Here is a 24,801-nt window from a genome sequence, read left to right as displayed (position 1 = left end):
ACACCCCCCCCGTGTTTTTTGCGTCGACGACGAGAGGGAAATGCTCCTGGCTCAAACCGACGGAAAGTGAACATTGTAGGGCTACGACGAGCCCAAACCGACGGAAAGTGAACATTGTAGGGCTACGACGAGCCCAAACCGACGGAAAGTGAACGTTGTAGGGCTACGACGAGTCCAAACCGACGGAAAGTGAACGTTGTAGGCCGACGACGAGTCCAAACCGACGGAAAGCGAACGTTGTAGGCCGACGACGAACCCACACTGAGAAAATCGGCTTTTGAAGCTGGTTTTATTATCTGACCGATGAATCGATTAACCCAAACAAAAAACTTATGACACAGAAAATTGAAACGATTGCACTGACGCGCATCAACAACGGCGCACATTACAATTTTATGAACAACGTGGCCCAGAAAGCCAAGGACGAGGCGAAGGTGTACGAAAAGGCGAAGGCTTTGGTCGACGCGCTCATCGCGGCCGTGGCGCGTGAAAACGAGGATCTGGTGCTGACGCGCAAAAATGTGCTGAGCGATACGATCAGTGCGGCCGACCGGCAGCGCGACGCTTATTACAGCGGCTATCGCAGCGGCGTGAAGAGTTTTCGCGCCTTCCCGGCCGGGGCGGAAAAAGAGGCTGCCGAGAAACTCTGGCAACACCTTACGGACTACGGCATCCAACCGAAAATGCAGTTGGATCGCGAAACAGGTTTGCTGACAAATTTCATCGAAGATCTCGAAGGAAAATTCTCTGCCGAAGTGGCGCAATTGCAGCTTGTACCCTTCGTGCAGGGGATGAAACTGACCAACGAGCAGGTGCGCCTGGCGCTTTTGGCTCGCGACGCGGAACAGGCGGCGCTGGTGCTGGGGGCATTGAAAGCCTCGCGCTCCAATACCGACGAGGCCTATCATGCGTTGGTTCGGCGCTTGAATGCCTATGCCGAAATCGAAGGGCAGGCCGATTACCGCGACTTCATCGCCTACGTCAATGAACTCATCAAGCGTTTCAAACAAGAGGTGCTTCCGCAAGGTAAAAAGCCCTCGAAGGACGATATGCCCGATGGGCCGGGTGGGGGGAAATAAAAAACCGTCCTCGGCATCACTCTGCCCGGCGAGGCTTATCCCCGGCTACCGCGCGAGCGTTACCCAGTAGCTGGCGGTATTGATGATTGCAATTCTATTAATGTTTAAATTGTAATTTCAATTAAGTTTCCTTCGATACCTTCTATACAGGCTTCATGCTACCGCCGGATGTCGGGTAGCGTAAACTCGCGATCACCCAGCTGCGGATCGGGGTAGAAGGTGTAACGGGCGTTGTTGGCCTCATCGAGGTAGGCCGTCGAGACGGTCGTCTTCATGCCCGGGCGGAGCCGGAGGTGGTGCGTATCCACCTGATTCGCTTCGAGGAAAGCCCGGATGTGCGCCCCGGTCGTGTCCGCCCCTGCCTCGCCGATGAAGACGACGTTCAACCCCGCGCGCGCCATCGACACGGCCGCGTTGAGCGCCGATCCGCCCGCGTTGGCGCCGATGGGACGATCCCCGCGAAACAGGATGTCGAGTACCGTCTCGCCCATGCAGATCACCTTGCGCGCCGGCGCCTCGGCGGGGGTGTCACCCACCGACTTCATCGGCAGACAAAGCGCAACCGCCATGAAGACATTTCGCAAGAGCTTCGCCGCCCCGAGCACGCTCTTCTGTTCATACCTGTTTGTTTGCATCTCTTTGTTCTCCTTTACCTTACGGCCCGACACAATCAGCAGCGCCGCAATGGCACAAATACTTACGGTTATCGATACAAAGATACGAATATTCCCCGCAGCCCGCATTATAAAAAATACCGAATGAATTATACATATTACAGTTTCTTCCCACACGCGAAAAGAACCCCCATGAAAGACTTCCTTTTTACCCGGCACTACCGCACAAATAACAAAAAGAAAGAAAAGACAATCCGCCTGATCTACCCGCAATGGCAGGGTGGACACGTGGCAGCATTGATCAAGGAAGTGAAAGACACCACCACGGCCTCGCAGGGCTACAGCCGTCGGCATTCTAACGTCGGTCAGTCCCGACCGCATCGTGACCTTGAGGGGCGGATGTTCGGTCAGCGTGGCGCCCTTTACCTATCTCGCCAAGAAATACAAGTCATTGCAATAAAGTTCCGGAACACTGCAAATACCTTTGTCCGGCCGATGAAAAGTCAACGGCTCAGTTTCATAAAAGCCTCGCTCTCCGGCCCCTGTAGGCAAGATGTATGTCTATTGCTTTCTGTTTTTCTTACGATCATCGATAATGTCCGTCATATTCTCTTTCGCCCACATGATCAACGACTGAATGTGGGGGAGCAGGGAATGCGCCCGTGCCGTAAGTCGGTATTCTACCCGGGGAGGCACCTCCGGATAAATCGTTCGGGTGATAAATCCGTCTTCTTCCAATATCCTCAACGTCGTGGTAAGCATTTTTTGCGAGATATCCGGAATTGCTCGTCGCAGGTCGCCGAAACGCATCTTCTCTGCCTGCGTCAGTGTGTAGATAACCAAAAGCGACCATTTATCGCTCATGCGAGCCAAAATGTTGCGAATGGGACATTGCGGATCGTAGGCGTCCAATATTGTCGTTCTATTCATATTCTTTGCTTCTTTAGAATATGCAAAAGTAACCAATCCATCAATGATTGCAAGCAAAAAAAATACGAAAAAAAATATCGTTGTAAAGGACTCATACCCAACAATCGTTACCTTGGGGTAACTATTTGCGTATCGAGTGCCTACTTGTTTTGTATTTATTTTTCCTATACTTTTGCCGCATAAAAAACAGATGAAAAGATTGTTTCGTCGACTAATGTTTAATTTCAAAATTTTATATGTATGAAAAACATAGTTTTAATCGGAGCGAGCGGATTCGTAGGTTCCGCAATCCTGAATGAAGCATTGAACCGCGGTCATAAGGTTACCGCGGTCGTTCTCAACCCTCAAAAAGTTTCGATCAATAATCCGAACCTGACCGTTGTTAAAGCAGACGCAACCAATCCAGACACTTTGGCGGAATTGGCAAAAGGCAAAGATGCCATTATCAGTGCCTATAACCCGGGCTGGACAAATCCTCGTCAGTACGAAGAGACGCTTGAAAATTACCCGAAAATCGTCGAAGGGGCGAAACGTGCGGGAGTAAAGCGTCTGCTGATCGTAGGCGGAGCCGGTACTCTTTTCGTAAAACCCGGGGTGCGGTTGGTCGATACCGGCACTCTTCCCGAAGCGTGGTTGCCGGGCGTGAAATCGTTGGGAGAGTTTTATCTCAATACGCTGATGAAAGAGAAAGCAATCGATTGGGTCTTCTTCTCTCCCGCCGGCAATCTCGGTAATATGGGACCGGGCGTCCGCACCGGAAAATATCGCTTGGGTAAAGACGATATGCTCTTCGACGAAAAAGGCGAGAGCTTCATCTCGGTCGAAGATTATGCGGTAGCGATGATCGACGAACTGGAGCAGGAAAATCACCATTGCGAACGCTTTACCGCAGCCTACTGAATCGATAAGCAGGACGATGAAACAGGAGACGGCCCGTGCAAACGGATTCTTGGGATCGTCCTGTCGGAGGGGGGGGAATTTCCCGTTCCGGGAGCCGAAGTCAAAAAGAGGAAAATGATAACTTTCCGGTTCGGTTCCTTGTCTGGTAACTTTTGCATTTTTTCGTCAATTTCCATGCGTTGCTGCCCACGTTTCCCTTTTTCGTCACATGGTTGGGAGGCGACGCGGTGACTATCGGGCTGGCAACCGCCCTGTTCAGCGTGGCCTCTATCGTGTCGAGGCCTTTCGTGGGATGGCTTATCGATACGCGGGGGCAGCGGCGCAAGAGACAGTCGTGCTTACCGACAGGACGCAGCCGTTTGTCATCACCATCTCAGACGAATACGGCAGTGGAGACCACCGCATAGGTGAACTGTTGGCGCAGCGTCTGGGCGTGAAGTTCTATGACCGTGAGTTGATTTCGCTGACTGCTCATATTGTCATGGATGAGTCGGGGCGATATGGAACAGATGAAAACATGCTGAAGCGAAGATTAAAAGCGGCTGGCATTGCCCATTCCACCTTGGAGATGGAGTCGATGCACTCGCTTTGTCACGACTCCGGCCTGATTGCGGTTTCCGATTCGTTTGCCGACTAATCGTCCGAGCGGCGGTATTGCTGGGGAGTCAGCCCCGTCATCCGTTTGAAGAATTTGCAGAAGAAGCTGGACGTGGGGAAGTTGAGCTCGTCGGCTATCTGCGCCACATTCCTGCTGCTGTAGCTAAGCATCACCTTGGCCTGTGTAACTAAAGCCCGGTCGAGCCATTCCTTCGCGGTAACGCCACTCGCCTTGCGAATCATCGTGCTCAGATAGCGCACCGTAATGCACATTTTACCGGCATAGAAGTCGAGGTGATGCTCCCGGCTGCTATAGTTGTTGACCAGATAGATAAACCGTTCGAAGAGGAACCGCTCGTTGGCATTGCGGCCGACCGACATCTCCGTGCCTTCGGCAAATTGCTGGTCGAAGAAGTTAAGGTAGGCCGCAACGAGATTCAGTACCATCTGATTGTCGTGGCGGGCCTTGTGAGAGACATCGAAAAGCAGGCGCAACATACGGTCGACTATGTCGCAGGTCTCCTCGGATACCCGCATCCGCCCGTCGGTCTTGTGTCCGTTGAAGATTCTCGGCAGATGGTTGTTGAGAGACAGATGCACCAACTCGGCCGACACGGCCATGCCCTCTAAGGCGAAGTCAGCACTGTATTCAAGAGGCTCCACGATGCTCCCGGGGGTAAGAAAGGCCAGGGTCCCAATACCGATGGTATATTCCACGAGATTGATTTTCGCCCGCACCCAACCCCGTCTGATGAATCCGCAGCGATAGTCGAGCATCTGCAGCAGCATGCCTTCTTGCAACACACGCCGCACACCCACTCCGACATCGAAGATAATCGACATTTCCTTGCCCAACAACACTTTCTCGGACTGACCGGCAGAGTCGTTGTAGAACAATTCGGTCATGCGCTCGAAGGTGAGCGTCTCTGGTTTTTTTGTCTTCATTTTCCCATATAAATATGACGCAAAGATAATAAAAATCCCATAAATTGCACTCTTTTCCAGCATATAATGTACAAAAAGAGCATCTTCTTCCACTTGTAGATAACGGCGTATAAGGAATTCGAGCGTATCTTTGCAGACAGATTTACAATACAGAATAAACCCCAATACAATGAGGAAGAGTATCTATATTATAATATGTATGCTGCCGATGCTGGCACAGGCACAGTCTCTCACGCTCGAGGAATGCAAGCAGATGGCCCACGACAACTATCCCGCCGTGAAGCAGTATGACCTCATCGAGCTGTCGCGCGACTACACCCTCGAGAACGCGCAGAAAGCCTGGCTGCCGCAAATCAGCGTGTCGGCCAACGCAATGGCATTCACCAATGTACTCGGCGCAAGCCCTGCGATGCGGCAGATGGGATTGAATATGAAGAACTGGATGGCCTCCGGCTCGGTGGTCGTCAGCCAGAACCTCTACGATGGGGGACAAATCAAGTCACAGAAGGAGGTGGCAAGCGCAGAAGCGAATGTGCGGAACCAGCAACTCAGGGTGTCGCTCTACGAGCTCAACCAGCGTGTCGAACAGCTCTACTTTGGCGTGCTCATGCTCGACGAGCGGCTCAAGCAGACCCTGTTGCTGCAAAGCGACCTCGACATAGCCCGCAAAGGCATCGAGAGCATGATGCGAGGAGGAGTGGCCAACCAAAGCGATTGGGACGCCGTAAGGGTGGAAGAGGTCAAGGCACGGCAGGCCTTCGATGCCCAGCAAGCCTCGAGAGCAGCCTATCTGAAAATGCTCGGCATCTTTGTCGGGCGGCAGTTTTGGGAAAAAACCCTGCTTGCCATTCCTCCTGTCAAGGATGCCCAACAGGAGAATACACGACCTGAACTTCAATACTATACCGCCCAAGGCAGGCTTATCGAGGCACAGCGGAGGCTGTTGAACACGAGGCTCATGCCTACCCTGAAAGTTTTCGGGATGGGCACTTATCACACGAAGGTAATCGACATGATGAAAAATGGCCTGCTGGCGGGCGGTCTGACTCTGAGCTGGAACATCGGCTCGCTCTACACGCGCAGGAATGACATCCGGCTGCTGGAGGCCCAAAGCCGACAGATAGACAGCCAGCGGGAGACCTTCCTCTTCAATAACTCGCTTCAGGAAGAAAATGGCAGCGGAAACATCGACATCCTGCGGAGACAGATCGAGCAAGATGAAGAAATCGTCAGACTACGGGAAAACATCCGCTCAAAGAGCGAGAGCAAGGTAAGGCTGGGCACGGAGAGCGTCAACGAGATGCTCCGCGACATCAACGCCGTCGCCCAGGCGCGCCAGCAGAAAGCGCTCCACGAGATTGAATTGCTAAGGGAACTCTATGCCCTGAATACCATCAAGGGAGAATGAAAGTGAGACTCCAAAATAAAAACAACAGAAATATGAAGACTTTGAAGAGTACCATCGTCGTTTTAGCCGCGGCGATCATTCCCGCCTCTTGCGGCAACAAGGAGGAAGAAAACTTTGCTTCCGGAATCTTCGAGGCTACCGAAATCACCGTCTCGGCCGAGCAAACGGGCAAGCTGCTGCAGTTTGACATCACCGAGGGAGACAGGGTGAAGGGCGGAACTCAAGTGGGGCTTGTAGACACCGTGCAGCTCTACCTGAAGGCGCGGCAGATCGGCGCGACGAAATTCGTCTATGAAAGCCAAAAGCCGGAGACGCAGAAGCAGATAGCGGCCACCACCCAGCAAATCCAAAAAGCCCAAGAAGATGTGAACCGCTATGCGCAACTCGTAAAGGACGGGGCGGCTAACCACAAGCTGCTCGACGACGCGAGCAGCCAGCTGCGGGTGCTACAGAAGCAGCTTGAGGCCCAGACCTCGACCCTCAACACTTCCACCAAAAGCCTCAACGCGCAAATGGGAACGGCGGACATACAAAGCCTCCAGATAGCCGACCAGCTCCGGAAGTGCCATCTCTATGCGCCCATTACAGGCCTCGTGCTTGAGAAATATGCCGAGGAGGGGGAGTTTGCCACTACAGGAAAACCGCTCTTCAAGATGGCGGATATCGACCACATGTATCTTCGCGCCTACATCACGACCGCACAGCTAGAGCAAGTCAAGCTCGGGCAGAGGGTAAAAGTGCTCGCCGACTACGGCAACGACCACCTCAAAGAATATCAGGGCACGGTAACATGGATATCCGCGAAGAGCGAGTTTACACCCAAAACCATCCTCACCGACGACGAGCGGGCCGACTTGGTGTATGCCATGAAGGTGGCTGTAAAGAACGATGGCTACATCAAAATTGGCATGTATGGCTCGGTGAGGCTAGAATACTAAGAGCAAGGAGTAAAGATCAAAGATGAAGGTGTGAACATGGTACATGCCATAGAGATAACGAACTTATCGAAAAACTATGGAAGGATACAGGCTCTGAAAGATGTTTCGCTCTCCATAGACGAAGGAGAAGTCTTTGGGCTTATCGGTCCCGACGGAGCGGGCAAGACCACGCTTTTCCGCATCCTGGCGACCCTTATTCTGCCAGATGCGGGCATAGCTACGGTCGACGGATACGATGTGATGCGACAGATGTCGCAGATACGCAGTCGGGTGGGATATATGCCGGGCAAGTTTTCGCTCTACCAAGATCTCTCGGTGCAGGAAAACCTTGAGTTTTTCGCCACCTTGTTCGGCACTACCGTCGACGAGGGCTACAACCTCATCAGGCCCATCTACTCGCAGATAGAGCCTTTCAGGAACCGCAGGGCCGGCGCGCTGTCGGGCGGCATGAAGCAAAAGCTTGCCCTCTCGTGCGCCCTCGTGCACCAACCGAGCGTGCTTTTCCTCGACGAGCCCACCACCGGAGTCGACCCCGTCAGCCGTAAGGAGCTGTGGGATATGCTCACGGGGCTCAAAGAAAAGGGCATCACGATCGTTGCCGCAACACCTTATCTGGACGAGGTGAGGATGTGCGGACGCGTGGCATTCCTTAACAGAGGGTCCGTTGCGGGCATCGGAGTTCCCGACGAAATACTCACCCACTTCAAGGAAATATTCAACCCCGAGCCCCCTATAAGGGACGAGGCGCCCTCCAATTCCATGAAGCAAGAAGCGAAAACAGTCATTGAGGTCTCCCATCTCGTGAAGGCTTTCGGGAGCTTCCATGCCGTGGACGACATCTCGTTTACGGTAAAGAGGGGCGAGATCTTCGGCTTCCTCGGCGCAAACGGGGCCGGTAAGACTACCGCCATGCACATGCTTACGGGACTTAACCGGCCTACCAGCGGCAAGGGTAGCGTCATGGGCTTCGACATCTCGCGGGAGCATGAGCAGATAAAGAGGCACATCGGTTACATGAGCCAGAGATTCTCGCTCTATGAAGACTTGACCGTAGCCGAGAACATACGCCTCTTCGGGGGAATCTACGGTATGAGCGATCAGGGTATCAGGATGAAGACCGATTCGATGCTGACCTATTTAGGCATGGACGGACGGCACGACAGCATCGTCAAGTCGCTCCCCTTAGGATGGAAGCAGAAGCTCGCCTTCTCGGTAAGCATCTTCCACGAACCCGGCATCGTCTTCCTTGATGAGCCCACGGGAGGTGTGGACCCCGCCACGCGGAAGCAGTTCTGGCAACTCATCTACGATGCCGCCGATCGGGGCATCACGGTTTTCGTAACCACCCACTATATGGACGAGGCGGAATACTGCGATCGAATCTCTATCATGGTGGATGGGAAGATAAGCGCCATGGGCAGCCCCGAGGAACTCAAGAGGCAGTTCGCCCTGCCCGACATGAATGCCGTATTCACCCATTTAGCCCGCCAGGCAACCCGTAAATCAGACTGACCCATGAAGGAATTTATCGCATTCGTCATCAAGGAGGGCCGCCACATCCTGCGCGACAAGCGCACGATGCTGATACTCTTCGCCATGCCCATCGTGCTGATGCTGCTCTTCGGCTTTGCCATCAGCACCGATGTGAGGAATGTGCGGACCGTCGTCGTTACCTCGAAAATGAGCTATCTGACCCAACAGAAAGTGCTACAGCTCAGCCAATCGGAGTATTTCAGCATAATCCGCCATGTACATACGCCTGCCGAGGCAGAGCAACTCATCCGAAGCCAGAAAGCAGATATGGCTATTGTTTTCAGCAACGAATTTGGCAGTAGACAGGGAAGCATACAACTGATTACCGACGGAGCCGACCCCAACATGGCCCAGCAGTATGCCAACTATGCCTCGCTCGTCCTTCAAAACGCCCCCTTGCACAACCCGATAACCATGCAGTTGCTCTATAATCCGCAAATGAAGAGCAGCTACAATTTCGTGCCCGGCATCATGGGAATGCTGCTGATGCTCATCTGCGCCATGATGACGAGCATCAGTATCGTCAAGGAGAAGGAGCGCGGAACGATGGAGATACTGCTTGTGTCGCCCGTAAGACCGCTCCTGATTATCATCGCAAAGGCCGTTCCCTACTTGCTCTTGGCCTTCACCGTGCTCATCTGCATCCTGCTCATGTCGCACTTCGTGCTCAATGTCCCACTGGCAGGAAGCTTGCTGGCCATCATTCTCATATCCTCGCTTTATATCCTGCTGGCTCTCTCGCTGGGACTACTCATCAGCACGATGGCTAAGACCCAGCTCGCAGCTCTCATCGTTTCGGCCGTGATATTGCTAATGCCCAGCGCTTTGCTCAGCGGCATGATGTTTCCCGTGGAGAGCATGCCGAAGATACTGCAATGGCTCTCGGCCATCATGCCGCCCACTTATTACATTGCCGCCATGCGCAAACTGATGATCATGGGAGTTCCCGTGGAGAACGCAATACAGGAGGTTCTCGTGCTCGCAGGCATGACAGCCATCTTCCTGCTCGTGGCCCTCAAGAAGTTTAACACAAGACTCGAGTAACTATGTCGACCATCAAACATCTCATTCGGAAGGAATTTCTGCAGATCCGGCGCAATCCATTTTTGCCGAAATTCATCGTCATATTCCCCGTCGTCATTATGTGCGTGATGCCCTGGGTGATGAACATGGAGGTGAAAAACATTGTCGTGGATGTGGTGGACAACGACCGCTCGCCCTTCTCACAGCAGTTGGTACATCGCATCGAGGCCAGTCGCTACTTCATCTTCCACGGCCAAAAGCCCAACTACAAGGCCGCCTTGAAAGATGTGGAACGGTCGGAAGCCGACCTTATCGTGGAGATTCCCGCGGGCTTCAGTCGCGACAGACAAAACGGACGCAATGCGCAGATTCTCATTGCAGCCAATGCCGTGAACGGCACCAAGGGCATGATGGGCAGCAGATACATGTCGCAAATCGTGGCGCAACACCTTGCTATTCCCGCCTTTATCAAGTCGGAAGATGCGGTGAGCGTGCTCTATCTCTATAATAAGCACCTCAACTACAAGCTTTTCATGATACCCGCCCTCATGGCCATCCTCGTCATGCTCATCTGCGGAACTCTTCCGGCCCTCAACATCGTGAGTGAAAAGGAAGCCGGAACCATAGAGGCCATTAATGTAACGCCGGTAAGTAAGCTTTCGTTTATCCTTGCGAAGCTCATCCCCTACTGGCTCATCGTGGTCATCGTGATGACCATCTGCTTCCTACTTTCATGGCTCGTCTATGGCATCACGAGTGCTGGAAGCCTGGTCCTGATTTACCTGCTGGCCCTGCTGCTGGCCTTCGTCATCAGTGGGTTCGGGCTCGTCATCTCCAACTATAACGACACCATGCAGCAAGCTATGTTCGTACTGTGGTTCTTCGTGATGATATTCCTGCTGATGAGCGGTCTCTTTACTCCTGTTCGATCCATGCCCGAGTGGGCGCAAATGACCACCGTCATCAACCCTATACATTATTTCATCGACGGGATCCGGACGGTATTTGTCAGAGGAGGCAACCTTCAAAGTATCGCCCGCGAAGTCGGGGCACTCGCCCTCATTGCGCTCCTGATGGACCTATGGGCTGTAGCCAGCTATAAGAAGAACCGGCGATGAAAGCCCTCCTATAAAGTTCTCGCCATCCGCAAACAAGTCTTTCGGGGTATTGACACCCATCATGGGCTCACTGATAACTACATCTTTATACTCCTTGATGGGCCGGTTTTCGAAGGCAGGAGTGGTTGAAAACCTCACATCTTCCTGTTTTTGAAATGACGATTCATTCTTTAGACGAACAATGGCGGACAACAATTGCAAGAATTATCCATGTTAACGGCATTGCAAAGAACGCTAAGCAGGCTTTTCACCCATCGCCTTGTGGTTGGCCCGAAACACGAGAATAGCTATAAATCCTTTCGCTTAAATACCCTCAAGGACAGTAGATAAGGCACTGCCACCCATGCAATGAGTAGCAGGGATGAGACCATAATACCTGTTGTTTTTCCCAGAAGATTTTTGAATATCGTACCAGAGTATCCCATCATAGCCGATGCCTCTGTTTTCAGAATTACTAGGAAGCGAGCCAGATCCAACGGATTAAGCATGAGCAGGACAGCCGTAGGCTTTTCTATGGGATAGTCTGAGAATACCATGATGACATACATCATCACCGCATCGTAGATCATCGTGAGGAATAACCACAGCAGGATAGCCGCTCCGATGCCGCGCGTCTTGTCTGAAGAGAGAACCGTAGTGAGGAAGGCCAGTGCCACGAAAATGAGCGTGATGGCGACGCCTGTCATAATCATTATGAACGCCGTACCTGGCTTTGTATACAACACAACCGGTATCCCTGCCCCCAAGAGGAACGCGATGGTAAGGCTTCCCGCTACTCCACCATAGAGCGAGTGCCATATCTGACCGCGCTTGAGCGGCTGGCTGAGTAGCAATACCACGAAGTCCCGTGAATTATAAAGATATATCGTGCTGTAGAGCAATGACATCAGCGGGATCACAAAAAGGACGATATTGAGCATCGTGAGAGTTCCCTTGCTCTCACTGTCCTCAAGAAGGAGTGATGTCCATGCCATAAGTGCCAGCATCACGAAGTAGATAATGACGACTTTGCTCTTAATGTTATCAAGGAATAGGATCTTAACGATTGATTTCATTGTCATTCAGAATTCTCATAATGGATTGGGTAACTGTGCTTTCTCCTGTCTCTTTTTGGAGTTCCTCGACCGACTTATACAGTATAATCCTTCCTTCCTCCATGAAGACGATGTGCGTGGCGAGGTCTTCAAGTTCGCTAAGAATATGGGATGTGATGAAGATAAGCTTGCCTTTTTGCTTCTCCTTGCGTATCTTTTCCTTTAATATCTCTGCCGCCAAGGGGTCTAACGAAGCAGCAGGCTCGTCGAGAATAAATATCATGGGATCGAACAGAAATGCCACGGCGGCATTCACCTTCTGGCCCGTACCTCCTGAAAGGGTATTCATACGCTTGCCGGCAATCGAAGGAATTGCAAACCTGTGATAGAGTTCCTCATCTAATCTGCCTTTATATCCTCGCACGGTGCATAGGGTTTCGATGGTCTGTCCTACTGTCATGTTTTCAGGAAAACTGCTTTTCTGAGGCATAAAACCAATTTCGGAACGGCTCTGAGGATTATCCTGCACATCCTGTCCATTGACAACCACATGCCCCGATGTAGGGGTAACGAGGCCGAGTATACATTTCATGAGCGTGGTCTTGCCACATCCATTAGGACCGATGAAAGCTATACACTCTCCGTCGTTAAGTTCGAGATTCACCTCTTGCAGTACCTGCAAACGCCCGTAATACTTATTTAGATTCTGAATAGAAATCATACATTGAAAGGTTTGAGGCTCGGCTCGTTGTCGACATAATTGTCCGGCGTGATTGACGGAAGCAGTTTCTCACTTTGTTCCATCAATGTCATCAAAAAGCTACGGAAGAACAGAAGCAAAGTTTGATTCTTCTCGGCAAGCATGGAGAACAGGCTGAGCATATGGTAGGGTGCATCGGCGATTCCGTCTTTGTCTAAGTCATAGCCGCTGTTCTTGTCCCAATAGTTATTGTCAAAGACATTACCATTGAAAGAACCATTTGTCGATACATCAAAGGTGTTCCCGATAAAGTTATTGTGAGTGATGGTATCGTTCGTGGAACTTGCCACCACGCGCATCCCCCAACCGTTTTTATGGAAGAGATTATGCTGCAAATTGAGCTCCACACCACCGTCCATAAGGATGCCAACGGTATTGTCGCGGAACTGATTATTATGGATATAGCCTCGTTGTATTTCCTTCAGGAGAAGTCCATAAGAGGCTCCTCCACGACTTTGCTCGAATATATTGTTATACATTTCGACATCGTGGGTATACATCACGGCTACTCCCGCCTTGCTGCCCACGAAATGATTGTCATGATATTTATTGTAATGCGAGAACATAAAATGAAGGCCATAACGCTCACAAGCTGCGACGAAGTTGTGTCCGATGTCTGAATTATATACGAATTCGAGATAGATGCCATCACGATTGTGTCCCACCCTATTATCATAGATATACATCCGTTCGCATTTCCAGCAATGGACGGCATTGCCCATTACCTGCATTTCATAGATATCACTTTCCACATCATTCCCAACAACCTTACTGTCCCTACAGTTTTGGAACATGATGCTAAATTGGTTGGACCTCATCTTATTGCCACGGATCACAACATGGCTCACATCTTCGACATGGATGCCGCAATAGTCGCGCAAGGAAGAGCGGGCCGAATTAATAATCTGAAACCCCTCTACGACGACATGATCACTTCTCACATCAATTACTGTCCCCTTCTGTTCGCCATCCACAACAGGAGCTCCTTCGCCTCTCAAGACGATTGGCTTACGGATGACAAAGCGCTCCTTGTAGATGCCTTTGGTAACGAGAACGACATCACCCGCCCTGGCTTTACTCAAAGCACTGGCAATGGTGGCATAAGCCTGACCTTTGCCAACCTTCAGCGTAGCCGCCATGACCATCGATGTCATTCCCGATATAAGTAATAAAACGAATAATCTGGTTTTATACATAACTCTGATTCAAGAATACCGTTAACGCAAAGGCATGCTTCCTATCCCGTGTTCCTATTGCACAAAGTTTCGGGCTACTGCCTCTTCTCTACGGCATTCACGCCCTGCATTTCTTTCATGTTATGACTATCTTGATCTTCCAAGCGGCCTGATTTTCTCAGGAAAGTCCACGAAGCGAGCACCGTCGACTTGGTAGCTTCCGCGAATTTGATGCCTGCCGCACGATCTGAAAAAGCTGCCACTCCGCCACCCATCGGGCTTTGAATGCCTACACCGAGTACTAAAGTGGCGGTTTTCAGGTCAATGAGATTCTCCGGGTGTTGATAGTCTCCCACATAAATCTTAAGGATAGTCTCCTCCGCGATTTCGTTCCTCGCCATATAATTGAACAGGCACGAGAGATCGTCGAACTTAAGACACTTGCCTTTGTCCGTGATAAACTCACAGGCAAACTGTCCCTTCACGATGGTCATCTGGCACGCTATGCAGTCATCCGTTCCAAGCTTTATCGGTTGTGGCCTGTCATCTACGCCGCATGAAAGGAAGAATACACAGAAAATCAGCACCAACAAGAAGGCTGGCGCTGATTTTATATAGTTTTTCGTAGGTCGCCTCATCTATCAAACAGCTTTATTGGTCTTACCTGAGAATCTCCTGAAGATACCAAACTCATAGCAGACGACGACAAAAACCAGAATTCCCGCAATAATCAGTAACCATCCGCCGACACCCGGCTGAGAGAATACCTCAAAGTTCGCAAGCTTCTTGTAGCCGATCAATGGAGGCTGGAAATCGCCTCCTGGAATCTTGATAGGCGCGTCGGAAGAAAGATTATGTCCATAATTATACTCCCATCGATAGAAATCGACAAAGCCAAGGACACCGAAGATAGCAAACAGAAGCAGGTCTACGATTGTCATCTTCTTACTTCTGAGGAAGCCAGTAATCAGGAAAAGCACTCCATAAGCCATCAGAATCCATGGCAATGCCTTGAACTCCCAGAAGTCTTCCGGGTTCAGTTTAGCCATACCTACATAGTGATTCAGGTCGTTCACCGAATCCAGGTTGCCCGTAAGACCGGCAAAACCGCCAATAACCAGCTTCAGTCCTTCTGGGTACTGAGGAGCATCCAGGTCGATAACCCAAAGAGAAACGAAAGCCGTGATGAAAGTGAGCACGCCTGCCGCGATCATCAGCCACATTCCACATTTCGATAATTTGTTCATTTTATTCTTTCCTCATTTTTAAAATTCTATTTCAAATCCTTAACATCCTTGTCATCAATAGAGAATTTTAAAGGCGTGGCACTTTCTGCCGGCGACACACGGAAGTATCCTTGCATCTCCTGATGGAGGGCTGAGCAGAAGTCTGTACAATAGAACGGGATGATGCCCACACGATTAGGAACCCACTTCAAGGTGTTTGTCTCACCCGGCATAACCAGCACCTCGGCGTTATTGTTCCCCTTAATAGCAAAGCCATGAGGAATATCCCACTCTTGCTCAAGATTGGTTACATGAACATAAACCTCATCGCCCATCTTGATTCCTTCTATGTTATCAGGAACAAGACGAGAACGAATCGCGCCAATATATACATCCACCCGATTGCCTTTGCGCTCTACACGGGCCTCTTTCATGCTGCTTATCTTATAAGGATTCGTATTGTCTGCCAATTGAGTGAACTTCAGTATATTCGGAGTCAGCAGCTTTGCCTCGCAAGCTACGGCATAGTGCGGTTCGCCGATAGTCGGGAATTCCAGGATCAGTTTCATCTTATCCCCCGTGATATCATAGAGCTGCGCCGCCTGACAGAGCTCCGGGCCAGTGGGCAAGAAGCGGTCTTTGGTAATCTTATTGTATGCTATCATATACTTTCCATAAGGCTTCCTGGTGTCTCCACCGAACACGGAGAGGTGTCCGATTGAATAATAAGTGGGGATGCGATCAAGTATTTCGAGGCTCTTTATCTTCCATTTGACGATCTCCGAGCTTACGAAGAAGCTGGTGTAGGCATTGCCGTCTGCGTCAAACTCCGTGTGGAGCGAACCGATACCCGGTGCCTGGACCTCTCCGTGAAGCGCAGCCTCATACTTGATGATATTGATACCGTCGACCTTACCATCGAAAGCCTTGTCCTCAATGGCCTTCTGAATCTTGCTGAAACTGAATACCGGGAGATTGGTAGACAGCTTGCCGTTACCCACAATATACTCACCCGTAGGATCAACATCACATCCGTGAGGCGACTTGGGGCATGGGATGAAATACAAGAAGTCGCTCACCTCACGAGTCTCGATGACCTTCACCTTGTCAAGAATCTCCGACTTAGCGATGCCAGACTTCTCATCGAGCAAATTGTGCGCATACTTGGCTGTCTGGATCTTGCAGTCGCCTTTGGCAACATGCTCGGCAGCCTTCTTCCAGTTAACGGCCAGGATATAGTCCTTGTCGTTCTTTGCGGAGTTGATTTCGAGCAAGGTATGGGCTTCCTCCGAGTTATAACAGGTGAAGAAAGACCAGTCAGAAGACGCGCCTTTGCCGCTGTGGCTCAGATCATAGTTGAACGGAGGCAGCGCAAGCTGGAAGTCCAGGCTCATGTTTCCGCTCTCCTTGTCAATCTTCACATAACTGATATGCCCGCGAAACTTATCCTTGTATTCCGAGATAGGCACATCGCCATTCTCATAGTCGGCAGGAACGCCGAAACGGGTACCGGCAACCAGATACTCTGAATTTGAGGTCAGGAAAGGAGAGGCGTGGTTACCCGCGGAGTTAGGCAGCTCGATGATCTCTGAGGTTCTGAAGGTCTTCAGGTCGATACGGGCCACGCGCGGGGTATTGTTAGCGTTGATGAATGCCCACTTACCATCATACATGGCATCCGTAAGAGAGAGCTGCATGTGGTGGGAGTCGTCCCAAGGCACAAATCCGAAAGAGGTTTCAAGCATGGGCTTGGTTTCTTCGTCATAGCCATAACCGTTCTCGCCATTCTGGGAGAAAACGGGAATCACCTTCAGCAACCGACCCGACGGGATGCCATAGACAGCTACTTGTCCGCTGAAACCGCCAGATACGAAATCGTAGAATTCATCATACGATCCTGGAGCAACATAAACTTTCTGAGCAGCATCCGCGTCAACTGCCGGCCTTGACTTGCCCGGACGGCACGACTGCAAGGAAAAAACCAGAAAGTGGGTTGCTGCCGTCGCCAATACTAAATACTTTTTCATACCATTCGCATTTTAAACTGTTAATATAATCTGTATGTTTGCAGGAATCATAAACCACAATCGACAGGAAGGGGGGCTTACAAAACAAAAAACCAGCTCATTCCGAAATTTTCTCTTTTTATATTTTGTAGTAAATATAGCAATCAAATCGCAAAGTTGAAGTATCAAATCAGTGAAAAACAGGTTAAACTTAGTTAAATCACAATTGATGGAAAATTGTGTGCGTTTACACCAAACAGAGGGATAGAATTTCTCACTATCGTCTCACAAAATAAAAGACCGGAGTGTACTTTGCTGTATTTTCAAAGAGGTGAGATTGCCTTTGGCACAATTGCCGGTTGCCAGCGAAAGGACAAGAGTACCGGTATCGCCCGGGAAGAGATATGATTCTACAAAGTAAAACAGGCAGTTTCGCAAGGTAACTTTTTCGAAGGAGGTGATAATTTTGTAGCGAATTTGCTTGCCGCACTCATTGCATATAGTCTAACGCTCAAGAAGGTGGCTATGAATATGGAAATTATTGATGAAGCCGGATTAATTGCACGGATTATACCGAACTCAAGTAGTAGATTTTATTTCCCGACTTTTTGTCAGCTCGATCACTTCCAAGTCCGAGAAGTTTCCGGTTTCGATGCTGAATCGAACGAGGGTTCTTACTTGGTGAAAGCCATAGATGCCTGCCGCTCCAGGATTGATGTGTAAGAGACTCAACGTCCGGTCGAATTTGATTTTCAGGATATGCGAATGCCCGCTGACGAAGAGTTGGGGTGGATGCGCGAAAATAGCTGTACGGATTGAGGCGTCGTAGTTGCCCGGATAACCGCCGATGTGCTTGATTAGCACATCGGCGCCTTCGATCTCGAACCGGTTGATCAAGGGGTAACGAGAGCGTATTTCTTGGCTGTCTATGTTTCCGTATACGGCTCTGAAAGGGCGGAAGTCAGCCAAACGATCGGCTACTTCGAGGGAACCGATGTCTCCGGCGTGCCAAATCTCGTCGCATTCTTCCAAGTACTTCAGATAGGCATCGTCCCAATAGGCGTGGGTATCCGATAACAGTCCTATTCTTTTCATCTTCCTTTCTTATGGGGATTGATCAGTAGGTTCGATAAGCGTCCGGGAACAGCAGGTCTTGCGTAATCTCTCCGCCCGATAAACGGATCCAGGAGCGGAAACCTTCCTCACCTTCGGTCAGCTCGAACAAGCGGGCGCCGTTGGGTTTCAGATCGTTGTATACCGTATCGCAACCACTGAAACGACCGTATATCAGGAACATACCTCGCCACTTCATGGCGTAGTCGTTGTTATGGTCGTGCCCGCAGATGATGGCTTTCACGTCACCCCTCTCTTTCATAGAGACGAACAGACCGGAGTTCACGCTCGGCGGACAGGGATCTTCACCTAAATTCCCTTTGAAGATCCGATGAGTTTCGTAGCGGAGCGCATATGTGAATTCGGGAACGGGGATGTGGAAGAAGGCTAATGCCGGGAGCGGCTTGTCGTTATTCCGGTACCGGAATGTCTCACTTTGTTTTCTGTACCATTCGATTTGGTCGAAATGAATGTAATCGTATCCTTGCATGTCAAGATCACTGCACGTATCGCCTGAGTCAAACAGATATAGCACATAATGGGTCTTTCCGTCCGAAGAGTTGACGGTGAAGAGGTCGTTGGAATCTCCGTAGATACCTTCGACGCCTTTGTTGATATTGTAAGGGATTGTTTTGACGATATCGAAGACTTCTTTTCGATTCTTGTCGTATTGACCGTCGTGGTTACCTAAGGCTACGGCGAAGGGAATTTTCCGTTCGCTCATGGGTGAAAGAATCTCGCACAGCGATGCTTCGGCAGGTTCCCCGAAGATGATGTCGCCTGTATGTATCACCACGTCCGGCTTCTCCCAATCCAGTATTTCACAGACATTCTTCAATGCCTGTTCCGAGCGGGGATCGCCGGATATATAGTGCGTATCTGTGAATTGGAGGATTTTGAACTTGCCCCGGCTGTCGAAGCGGAAGTTTTTCGTCGCTTCGACGGTGGTGTTTACTCTACTCGCGGACGCTCTTATCCTTTCGGGGAAAGAGGCGGCTATTCCTGTCAGGCCCATTAAAGCGGAATTTTTAAGGAACGTTCTTCTGTTCATGGGCTTTTTACTGTTGTTTCTGTTATTTTTCATGGTGTTGATAGTTAGTTCCGTACCACAAATGTACGGAAAGTCGTAGGAAAAAACGTATCGTTTTCCGGAAAATGTATTCTGTTCTGGCTATTTTCGATGCAGAGAAGAAGTTTTTTAATAGCTGTCGTTCTTTCTGCAAGCAGCCTTTTAAGGTAATTGGCTCCTTCTTTATGGGAAAAATAGTCTTGTTCGTTACTGCCTATAATCAAAGAAAACCGGCTTTTTGCCGATTCTCTTTATTTCTAAATTGCGCGCTATTTATACTATAGATATGGATACACGATAACGCGTTTTGTTCCCCTAAAGTAAATTATTTGTTATACAATAACCAAGCTCCCTGAAAGTCTTGCCGGTTAGGATATTTCGCCTTAAAGTCTTCTTTCAGTCGCGCAGCAGTTGCACGGTCGTCGTAGGAACCACAAATAACACGGTACATATTGCGATCGGAATTATAGACAATCCGCGCGTTATACCCCTGACCGTCCAGATATTCTTTTAAACCTTCGGCATTGGCCTTAACTCCAAAGCTGCCGCAAACTACACTATATGCTTTCAAATCGCTTCCCGAAACCAAAGATACTTTTTCCTGACGAAAAGTAGCATCTACTGCAGAAACGGTTTGTTGTACAGGGGCTGCAGCCATAGGTTCTACCGATGGGGTCGTTTCCTGTGCGGACGCTTCGGTCAATTCCTGAGCTTTTGCCTTTTCATAAGCTTTTTTGTAAGCACTTTCACTGGATTTGCATGAGGTGAATGCGAGAGTTATGCCAAGCCCCATACATAAAACTAAAATCTTTTTCATTTTTCTCTATTTTAAATAATCATTGTTCAACATGACGGCGGTTGTCCAATACATAAGTCTACAAAAGTAGTAATATCTACATAGCTTTTACCATACTTGACCGGTTAAATTAGGTTAACAGACTCTTTTTATTTCTTTATAGAAAGAAAAAAAGTAAAAGTAAGGCTTCTGCTTAATTTTTATTTTATAGATTTGTAGAAATTAATTTTCAAACATTATGAGAGGATTAAGTATTTTAGCAGCATTTATTGGCGGAGCCGTCGTTGGCATAGCAGCGGGCATTTTGTTTGCTCCGGAAAAAGGGGAAGAAACGCGTAACAAAATAGTAGAAGCTTTACGGAAGAAAGGCATTAAACTGAGTCGTACAGAGATGGATGACTTAGTTGATGAGATTACCGATGCTCAAGAAGAAGCATGATTTTGTTTTGAAGCATGGACACTTACTGTGGAAAATTGTATTTTCATAGGGCATGTCGACGATGTCGTTCTATAAATTTTTCCCTATGATGTTCTCAAGTGATAAAAATATAGAAAACTTGCAACAGCTGTATCAACAACTGAAACGGTATGTTAATATTCAGAGAGATTATGTCAAGTTGCAACTGGTCGAAAAATTGACCGTTCTTATTTCAACGCTTTTATTAGTATTAATATTGATTGTCCTTGGTATCATCGCTTTATTTTATTTGTCGTTTACTTTTGCCTATATTCTTGAACCTTTAGTGGGCAGCTTGACGGGGAGCTTTGCTATTATTACATGCTTAATTATTTTGTTGATAATTCTCATAGCTTGTTTTCGTAAACGATTGATTATCCATCCCTTAGTTAATTTTCTTGCCAATCTGTTTTTAAACGACGAAGATCATGAGTAAAAAGATGATAACGCTAAACGATATTCGTCAACAAAAAAAAGATAAATTGGCGGAGGTGCGCGAAACAGGAAATAAGATCAGAAAGACCATTCACGAAATATTCATGCCTGAGGAGAGACAACCGGGGATGGGTGGGCTTATGCAACACGTTAGTATGGGAATAGCTATCTATGACGGGGTAATGACGGGATTGAAGGTTATGCGTCGAATCCGCCGGTTTTTTAGTCGTAGGAAATGAGAGTTTCTCAAGAGCATGAATGTATTATTTTTTTGAATGGATAGGGAAAGATATCTATATCCGCTATTAGTAGTTGAGTCCATATTTATTTCTTAAATACATCTTCGGTTATAAATTATTTTGTTTACCTTTGGAAGTCCAATATGTAATTTGTATGGAAACCCCAAAGATGCCTTTGTTAGGCAGGACACTATATGAAATTCAACAAATTGTGCAACAGCTTGGCATGCCCCGTTTCGCAGCTAAGCAGATTGCTTCTTGGATTTATGAGAAGAAGGTGAATTCGATAGATGAAATGACCAATCTTTCTTTAAGATATCGCGAATGGTTGCACGATAAGTATGAAATCGGAGCATCTCGCCCGGTGGAAGCGCAATGTTCTGTTGATGGAACTGTAAAGTATTTATTCCGTACTATCGGGGGTAATTTCATTGAAACTGTTTATATTCCTGAAGAAGACAGGGCTACCTTGTGTGTTTCTTCCCAAGTAGGGTGTAAGATGGATTGCCTGTTTTGTATGACAGGGAAACAAGGGCATGCCGCTGACCTCACCACCAATCAGATTATCAATCAGATCTATTCTGTCCCTGAACGCGATAAGCTCACGAATGTGGTTTTTATGGGAATGGGCGAACCAATGGATAATTTGGATAATGTGCTTAAAGCATTGGAAATTCTGACCTCGGAGTATGGATATAAATGGAGTCCGAAACGTATTACCGTATCTTCTGTGGGATTAAAAAAGGGAATCGAACGTTTCTTGAAAGAAAGTACGTGTCATTTGGCAATCAGTTTGCATACGCCATTTCCCGCGCAGCGTCGGAAACTGATGCCGGTAGAAAAGATATTTAGTATTGTCGATTTGGTGGAGACGCTCCGGAAGTATGATTTTTCTCATCAACGCCGTCTCTCTTTCGAATACATTGTGTTTAGGAACTTGAACGATTCTTTAATCTATGCAAAAGAATTGGTACGTTTATTACATGGATTGGAATGTCGGGTGAATTTGATACGATTCCATACCGTACCGGGTGTGTTGTTAGAGGGGGCGAGTATGGATGCAATCGTAGCTTTTAGAGATTATCTGACGAAGCACGGTGTGTTTGCTACCATTCGTACTTCGCGCGGAGAAGATATTTTTGCGGCTTGCGGAATGTTGTCGACAGCCGAAAAACAGAAATTAAAAAAACTGTAACATGATGAAAAAGACCATTACTTTTCTTTCGTTTGTATGTTTTATGATGATTTTGTCTGCCTGTGGCAACAAAAGCGTATTTACTCCGACGTCCAGTGGCAGACCTTATGAAGTCTTAGTCGTTGTGAATGCGGATATGTGGGAGAGTCCTGCAGGCAGAGCCTTGTTTGACGTATTGGATACGAATGTTCCTGGACTGCCTCAACCCGAACGTTCGTTCCGCATTTCGAATACTGATCCGAAACATTTCAATCAGATATTGCGAATATTTCGCAATATCATTATTGTGGATATCAGTCCGAACTATACGCAGTCGAAGATGAAATATTCTCGCGATGTCTATGCAGTTCCTCAAATGATCATGACCATCCAATCGCCTGATGAACAGTCTTTTGTTGATTTCGTCCATCAGCACAGCCAGACGATTGTAAACTTCTTTACTCGCGTTGAAATGAATCGCGAAATAGAGCTTTTAAAGAAAAAGCACAATGAAATGGTCTCCAATTATGTGGACAGTATCTTTGGTTGTGATATTTGGATACCTACTGAATTGCAAAGTAAAAAGGTTGGAAAAGATTTCTTCTGGACTTCGACCAATCGGGTCAATGCTGATTTGAACTTCGTCATGTACGCCTATCCTTATGTGGACAAGAACACTTTTACATTGAATTATTTTATCCATAAACGCGATTCTGTCATGAAAATCAATATTCCGGGAGAACGGGAAGGCATGTATATGGAAACGGATTCATTACATGTGTCTTCCAAAGATATTTCCGTCCGTGGTGATTATGCGATGGAAGTTCGTGGACTTTGGGATGTGAAGAATGATATCATGGGCGGCCCCTTTGTCTCACATGCAAGGGTAGATCAGGTTAATGGCCGGGTGGTCGTTGTGGAGGCCTTTGTTTTTTCTCCGGATAAACTGAAAAGAGATTATATGCGTAAAATGGAAGCTGCTCTTTATACCTTGAAATTACCCAAGGAAGAAGAGTTGCCGGAAATTGTCATCAATGCCGATGACGACATCCAAGAAGAAAAAATAGATACCGCGAGGATATCGGATAACAAGTAGAGATGCTTTTGAATAAATATTAAGTGAAATGGGAAATAATAAAATAAAAGTAGGCATTACGCATGGAGATGTGAACGGTATCGGGTACGAAATAATATTAAAGACATTTGCTGAACCGACGATGTTCGATTTTTGCACTCCTATCGTTTACGGATCTCCGAAAGTTGCGACCTATCATCGGAAAGCTATGGATATCGATATGGTTTTCAGTATTATAAATAATGCGAAGGAGGCTGATGCGGAAAGATTGAATATTTTGCCCTGTGTGAACGATGAACTCAAGGTGGAGATGGGGCGTCCGTCGATCGAATCTGGACAAGCCGCTTTGGATGCACTCCGTCGAGCCGTTTCGGATTATAAAGAAGGATTTGTCGATGTGTTGGTCACCACTCCGATTAATATGGGAACTATTCAGAGCGCTGATTTTCATTTTACAGATCAATCTGCATACATGGTAAGAGAACTCCGAACGGAGCAGACGCCTATTAACATCTATGTGAAGGATGAGTTAAGGGTCGCCTTAATTACAGACTGTATAGCCTTGCGTGAAATTCCTTCTATGTTGACCAAGAAATTGTTGAAGGAAAAAATATCCGCGTTTCACCACGCCTTGGTCAATGATTTTGGCGTATATAATCCTCGTATCGCCATACTTTCTTTGAATCCGTATGCTGGTCTGGAAGGGTTATTAGGAAAAGAAGAAGGAGAACTTATTGTTCCTGCGATAAAAGAGATGATGGAAGAAGATATCTTGTGTTTTGGACCTTATGCTGTTGATAGTTTGGTCGGATCGGGCAATTATGCTCTTTACGATGGTATTTTGGCCATGTATCATGATCAGGGGCTTGCTTTGTTCAAGGCTTTGACTGCTGTCGGCGGTGTAGAATATACCGCGGGGTTGCCGATTGTCTATGCCTCACCGACTCATGGCGTTGCTTACGATATCGCAGGGAAAGGAGAAGCGGATGAGAGTGCAATGCGTAACGCCGTTTATTTGACTTTGGATATTTTTCGACATCGCAATCATGAAGAAGCGATTCATGCCAATCCGTTGAAGAAGCAATATTTTGATAAACGTGATGACAGTTACAGACTGAAGTTAGACAGTTCTGACGATGCGAGAGAAACCTTATAAG

The 24,801-nt window shown here is 48.3% G+C and carries 27 protein-coding genes and 1 pseudogene; 15 read left to right on the top strand and 13 right to left on the bottom strand.

What is annotated here, in order from left to right:
• The first annotated feature begins 332 nt into the window (after positions 1–332).
• A complete protein-coding gene (locus BN102_RS06415) occupies positions 333–1,079 on the top strand; it encodes a DUF6261 family protein (RefSeq protein WP_019208289.1) in 747 nt (248 codons plus the stop codon).
• A 158-nt stretch (positions 1,080–1,237) separates the two neighbouring features.
• On the opposite strand, the gene BN102_RS11025 is transcribed toward BN102_RS06415, so the two are convergent.
• Complete coding sequence (locus BN102_RS11025; RefSeq protein ID WP_198006549.1) at positions 1,238–1,714, bottom strand: carbohydrate kinase family protein; 477 nt, start codon at positions 1,712–1,714, stop codon at positions 1,238–1,240.
• A gap of 171 nt (positions 1,715–1,885) precedes the next feature.
• On the opposite strand from BN102_RS11025, the pseudogene BN102_RS11165 reads away from it, so the two are divergent.
• Positions 1,886–2,141, top strand: a pseudogene (locus BN102_RS11165) (hypothetical protein); the annotation flags it as partial.
• Between the two features lie 113 nt (positions 2,142–2,254).
• On the opposite strand, the gene BN102_RS06405 reads toward BN102_RS11165, so the two are convergent.
• A complete protein-coding gene (locus BN102_RS06405; RefSeq protein ID WP_019208287.1) occupies positions 2,255–2,623 on the bottom strand; it encodes a winged helix-turn-helix transcriptional regulator in 369 nt (122 codons plus the stop codon).
• A 240-nt stretch (positions 2,624–2,863) separates the two neighbouring features.
• Between BN102_RS06405 and BN102_RS06400 the strand changes: the two genes are divergently transcribed.
• Positions 2,864–3,523, top strand: a complete 660-nt coding sequence (locus BN102_RS06400) for an NAD(P)-dependent oxidoreductase (RefSeq protein WP_019208286.1) — start codon at positions 2,864–2,866, stop codon at positions 3,521–3,523.
• 208 nt (positions 3,524–3,731) lie between these two features.
• On the top strand, positions 3,732–4,160 hold the full coding sequence (locus BN102_RS06395; protein ID WP_019208285.1) for a cytidylate kinase family protein: 429 nt from the start codon (positions 3,732–3,734) through the stop codon (positions 4,158–4,160).
• Here BN102_RS06395 and BN102_RS06390 read toward each other — a convergent pair.
• Positions 4,157–5,065, bottom strand: coding sequence for a helix-turn-helix domain-containing protein (locus BN102_RS06390; protein ID WP_019208284.1), 909 nt, complete (start codon positions 5,063–5,065; stop codon positions 4,157–4,159). The genes BN102_RS06395 and BN102_RS06390 overlap by 4 nt on opposite strands.
• A gap of 199 nt (positions 5,066–5,264) precedes the next feature.
• Here BN102_RS06390 and BN102_RS06385 point away from each other — a divergent pair, with 199 nt between their 5' ends.
• Genes BN102_RS06385 through BN102_RS06365 form a run of 5 tightly spaced genes read left to right on the top strand, consistent with a single transcriptional unit; the run spans position 5,265 to position 11,085 of the window.
• Positions 5,265–6,473: a TolC family protein gene (locus BN102_RS06385; RefSeq protein ID WP_021311555.1), complete on the top strand. Its 1,209-nt coding sequence runs from the start codon at positions 5,265–5,267 to the stop codon at positions 6,471–6,473.
• Positions 6,474–6,505: 32 nt separating this feature from the next.
• Positions 6,506–7,411, top strand: a complete 906-nt coding sequence (locus BN102_RS06380; protein WP_021311599.1) for an HlyD family secretion protein — start codon at positions 6,506–6,508, stop codon at positions 7,409–7,411.
• Positions 7,412–7,447: 36 nt separating this feature from the next.
• A complete protein-coding gene (locus BN102_RS06375) occupies positions 7,448–8,923 on the top strand; it encodes an ATP-binding cassette domain-containing protein (protein WP_019208281.1) in 1,476 nt (491 codons plus the stop codon).
• A gap of 3 nt (positions 8,924–8,926) precedes the next feature.
• On the top strand, positions 8,927–9,988 hold the full coding sequence (locus BN102_RS06370) for an ABC transporter permease (protein ID WP_019208280.1): 1,062 nt from the start codon (positions 8,927–8,929) through the stop codon (positions 9,986–9,988).
• Positions 9,989–9,990: 2 nt separating this feature from the next.
• A complete protein-coding gene (locus BN102_RS06365; protein WP_019208279.1) occupies positions 9,991–11,085 on the top strand; it encodes an ABC transporter permease in 1,095 nt (364 codons plus the stop codon).
• On the opposite strand, the gene BN102_RS11285 is transcribed toward BN102_RS06365, so the two are convergent.
• The 10 genes from BN102_RS11285 to BN102_RS06315 form a co-directional block, all read right to left on the bottom strand.
• On the bottom strand, positions 11,047–11,223 hold the full coding sequence (locus BN102_RS11285; protein WP_390940156.1) for a heavy metal-binding domain-containing protein: 177 nt from the start codon (positions 11,221–11,223) through the stop codon (positions 11,047–11,049). The two genes, BN102_RS06365 and BN102_RS11285, sit on opposite strands and share 39 nt — an antisense overlap.
• Before the next feature lie 149 nt (positions 11,224–11,372).
• Positions 11,373–12,140, bottom strand: coding sequence for an ABC transporter permease subunit (locus tag BN102_RS06355; protein WP_019208278.1), 768 nt, complete (start codon positions 12,138–12,140; stop codon positions 11,373–11,375).
• Complete coding sequence (locus BN102_RS06350; protein ID WP_019208277.1) at positions 12,124–12,840, bottom strand: ABC transporter ATP-binding protein; 717 nt, start codon at positions 12,838–12,840, stop codon at positions 12,124–12,126. The genes BN102_RS06355 and BN102_RS06350 overlap by 17 nt, the downstream gene beginning before the upstream one ends.
• Positions 12,837–14,033: a nitrous oxide reductase family maturation protein NosD gene (gene nosD, locus BN102_RS06345; protein WP_198006551.1), complete on the bottom strand. Its 1,197-nt coding sequence runs from the start codon at positions 14,031–14,033 to the stop codon at positions 12,837–12,839. Before nosD ends, BN102_RS06350 begins: the two co-directional genes overlap by 4 nt.
• Before the next feature lie 116 nt (positions 14,034–14,149).
• Positions 14,150–14,692, bottom strand: a complete 543-nt coding sequence (locus tag BN102_RS06340; RefSeq protein ID WP_019208275.1) for a nitrous oxide reductase accessory protein NosL — start codon at positions 14,690–14,692, stop codon at positions 14,150–14,152.
• A 3-nt stretch (positions 14,693–14,695) separates the two neighbouring features.
• On the bottom strand, positions 14,696–15,301 hold the full coding sequence (locus BN102_RS06335; protein ID WP_019208274.1) for a hypothetical protein: 606 nt from the start codon (positions 15,299–15,301) through the stop codon (positions 14,696–14,698).
• Positions 15,302–15,327: 26 nt separating this feature from the next.
• Positions 15,328–17,307, bottom strand: coding sequence for a Sec-dependent nitrous-oxide reductase (gene nosZ / locus BN102_RS06330; protein WP_019208273.1), 1,980 nt, complete (start codon positions 17,305–17,307; stop codon positions 15,328–15,330).
• 558 nt (positions 17,308–17,865) lie between these two features.
• Complete coding sequence (locus BN102_RS06325; RefSeq protein WP_019208272.1) at positions 17,866–18,381, bottom strand: metallophosphoesterase family protein; 516 nt, start codon at positions 18,379–18,381, stop codon at positions 17,866–17,868.
• A gap of 22 nt (positions 18,382–18,403) precedes the next feature.
• On the bottom strand, positions 18,404–19,483 hold the full coding sequence (locus BN102_RS06320) for a metallophosphoesterase family protein (protein WP_019208271.1): 1,080 nt from the start codon (positions 19,481–19,483) through the stop codon (positions 18,404–18,406).
• A 310-nt stretch (positions 19,484–19,793) separates the two neighbouring features.
• Positions 19,794–20,285, bottom strand: coding sequence for an SPOR domain-containing protein (locus BN102_RS06315; protein WP_021311538.1), 492 nt, complete (start codon positions 20,283–20,285; stop codon positions 19,794–19,796).
• 217 nt (positions 20,286–20,502) lie between these two features.
• Here BN102_RS06315 and BN102_RS06310 point away from each other — a divergent pair, with 217 nt between their 5' ends.
• From BN102_RS06310 to BN102_RS06285, 6 genes are all read left to right on the top strand, one after another.
• Positions 20,503–20,703 (top strand): YtxH domain-containing protein, encoded by a 201-nt coding sequence (locus BN102_RS06310; protein ID WP_019208269.1) that lies wholly within the window; start codon positions 20,503–20,505, stop codon positions 20,701–20,703.
• Between the two features lie 88 nt (positions 20,704–20,791).
• Complete coding sequence (locus tag BN102_RS06305; RefSeq protein ID WP_035456183.1) at positions 20,792–21,157, top strand: phage holin family protein; 366 nt, start codon at positions 20,792–20,794, stop codon at positions 21,155–21,157.
• On the top strand, positions 21,150–21,395 hold the full coding sequence (locus tag BN102_RS06300; RefSeq protein WP_019208267.1) for a hypothetical protein: 246 nt from the start codon (positions 21,150–21,152) through the stop codon (positions 21,393–21,395). Before BN102_RS06305 ends, BN102_RS06300 begins: the two co-directional genes overlap by 8 nt.
• A gap of 154 nt (positions 21,396–21,549) precedes the next feature.
• On the top strand, positions 21,550–22,590 hold the full coding sequence (gene rlmN, locus BN102_RS06295; protein ID WP_019208266.1) for a dual-specificity RNA methyltransferase RlmN: 1,041 nt from the start codon (positions 21,550–21,552) through the stop codon (positions 22,588–22,590).
• A gap of 4 nt (positions 22,591–22,594) precedes the next feature.
• The gene (locus BN102_RS06290) at positions 22,595–23,665 is read left to right on the top strand and encodes a DUF4837 family protein (RefSeq protein WP_035456180.1); all 1,071 of its coding nucleotides are present in this window, start codon (positions 22,595–22,597) and stop codon (positions 23,663–23,665) included.
• Positions 23,666–23,693: 28 nt separating this feature from the next.
• On the top strand, positions 23,694–24,800 hold the full coding sequence (locus tag BN102_RS06285) for a PdxA family dehydrogenase (RefSeq protein ID WP_019208264.1): 1,107 nt from the start codon (positions 23,694–23,696) through the stop codon (positions 24,798–24,800).
• The last annotated feature ends 1 nt before the right edge of the window (position 24,801 follow it).

The organism is Phocaeicola abscessus CCUG 55929 (genome assembly GCF_000312445.1).
GTDB classification, from domain to species: Bacteria; Bacteroidota; Bacteroidia; order Bacteroidales; family Bacteroidaceae; genus Phocaeicola; species Phocaeicola abscessus.
Note: the sequence above shows the minus strand (reverse complement) of the source record. Positions and strands in the feature narration are given on the sequence as shown.

Excerpts from the sequence above, each read along its gene's own strand:
- BN102_RS06305 (WP_035456183.1), top strand. The coding sequence starts at position 20,792 with ATGTTCTCAAGTGATAAAAATATAGAAAACTTGCAACAGCTGTATCAA.
- BN102_RS06310 (WP_019208269.1), top strand. The coding sequence starts at position 20,503 with ATGAGAGGATTAAGTATTTTAGCAGCATTTATTGGCGGAGCCGTCGTT.
- nosD (WP_198006551.1), bottom strand. The coding sequence starts at position 14,033 with ATGACATCGATGGTCATGGCGGCTACGCTGAAGGTTGGCAAAGGTCAG.
- BN102_RS06290 (WP_035456180.1), top strand. The coding sequence starts at position 22,595 with ATGAAAAAGACCATTACTTTTCTTTCGTTTGTATGTTTTATGATGATT.
- BN102_RS06375 (WP_019208281.1), top strand. The coding sequence starts at position 7,448 with ATGGTACATGCCATAGAGATAACGAACTTATCGAAAAACTATGGAAGG.
- rlmN (WP_019208266.1), top strand. The coding sequence starts at position 21,550 with ATGGAAACCCCAAAGATGCCTTTGTTAGGCAGGACACTATATGAAATT.
- BN102_RS06325 (WP_019208272.1), bottom strand. The coding sequence starts at position 18,381 with ATGAAAAGAATAGGACTGTTATCGGATACCCACGCCTATTGGGACGAT.
- BN102_RS06415 (WP_019208289.1), top strand. The coding sequence starts at position 333 with ATGACACAGAAAATTGAAACGATTGCACTGACGCGCATCAACAACGGC.
- BN102_RS06365 (WP_019208279.1), top strand. The coding sequence starts at position 9,991 with ATGTCGACCATCAAACATCTCATTCGGAAGGAATTTCTGCAGATCCGG.
- BN102_RS06350 (WP_019208277.1), bottom strand. The coding sequence starts at position 12,840 with ATGATTTCTATTCAGAATCTAAATAAGTATTACGGGCGTTTGCAGGTA.
- BN102_RS06320 (WP_019208271.1), bottom strand. The coding sequence starts at position 19,483 with ATGAAAAATAACAGAAACAACAGTAAAAAGCCCATGAACAGAAGAACG.
- BN102_RS06395 (WP_019208285.1), top strand. The coding sequence starts at position 3,732 with ATGGTTGGGAGGCGACGCGGTGACTATCGGGCTGGCAACCGCCCTGTT.
- BN102_RS06285 (WP_019208264.1), top strand. The coding sequence starts at position 23,694 with ATGGGAAATAATAAAATAAAAGTAGGCATTACGCATGGAGATGTGAAC.
- BN102_RS06405 (WP_019208287.1), bottom strand. The coding sequence starts at position 2,623 with ATGAATAGAACGACAATATTGGACGCCTACGATCCGCAATGTCCCATT.
- BN102_RS06400 (WP_019208286.1), top strand. The coding sequence starts at position 2,864 with ATGAAAAACATAGTTTTAATCGGAGCGAGCGGATTCGTAGGTTCCGCA.
- BN102_RS06340 (WP_019208275.1), bottom strand. The coding sequence starts at position 14,692 with ATGAGGCGACCTACGAAAAACTATATAAAATCAGCGCCAGCCTTCTTG.
- BN102_RS06300 (WP_019208267.1), top strand. The coding sequence starts at position 21,150 with ATGAGTAAAAAGATGATAACGCTAAACGATATTCGTCAACAAAAAAAA.
- BN102_RS06390 (WP_019208284.1), bottom strand. The coding sequence starts at position 5,065 with ATGAAGACAAAAAAACCAGAGACGCTCACCTTCGAGCGCATGACCGAA.
- BN102_RS06380 (WP_021311599.1), top strand. The coding sequence starts at position 6,506 with ATGAAGACTTTGAAGAGTACCATCGTCGTTTTAGCCGCGGCGATCATT.
- BN102_RS06370 (WP_019208280.1), top strand. The coding sequence starts at position 8,927 with ATGAAGGAATTTATCGCATTCGTCATCAAGGAGGGCCGCCACATCCTG.
- nosZ (WP_019208273.1), bottom strand. The coding sequence starts at position 17,307 with ATGAAAAAGTATTTAGTATTGGCGACGGCAGCAACCCACTTTCTGGTT.
- BN102_RS06315 (WP_021311538.1), bottom strand. The coding sequence starts at position 20,285 with ATGAAAAAGATTTTAGTTTTATGTATGGGGCTTGGCATAACTCTCGCA.
- BN102_RS06355 (WP_019208278.1), bottom strand. The coding sequence starts at position 12,140 with ATGAAATCAATCGTTAAGATCCTATTCCTTGATAACATTAAGAGCAAA.
- BN102_RS11025 (WP_198006549.1), bottom strand. The coding sequence starts at position 1,714 with ATGCAAACAAACAGGTATGAACAGAAGAGCGTGCTCGGGGCGGCGAAG.
- BN102_RS06385 (WP_021311555.1), top strand. The coding sequence starts at position 5,265 with ATGCTGCCGATGCTGGCACAGGCACAGTCTCTCACGCTCGAGGAATGC.
- BN102_RS06335 (WP_019208274.1), bottom strand. The coding sequence starts at position 15,301 with ATGAACAAATTATCGAAATGTGGAATGTGGCTGATGATCGCGGCAGGC.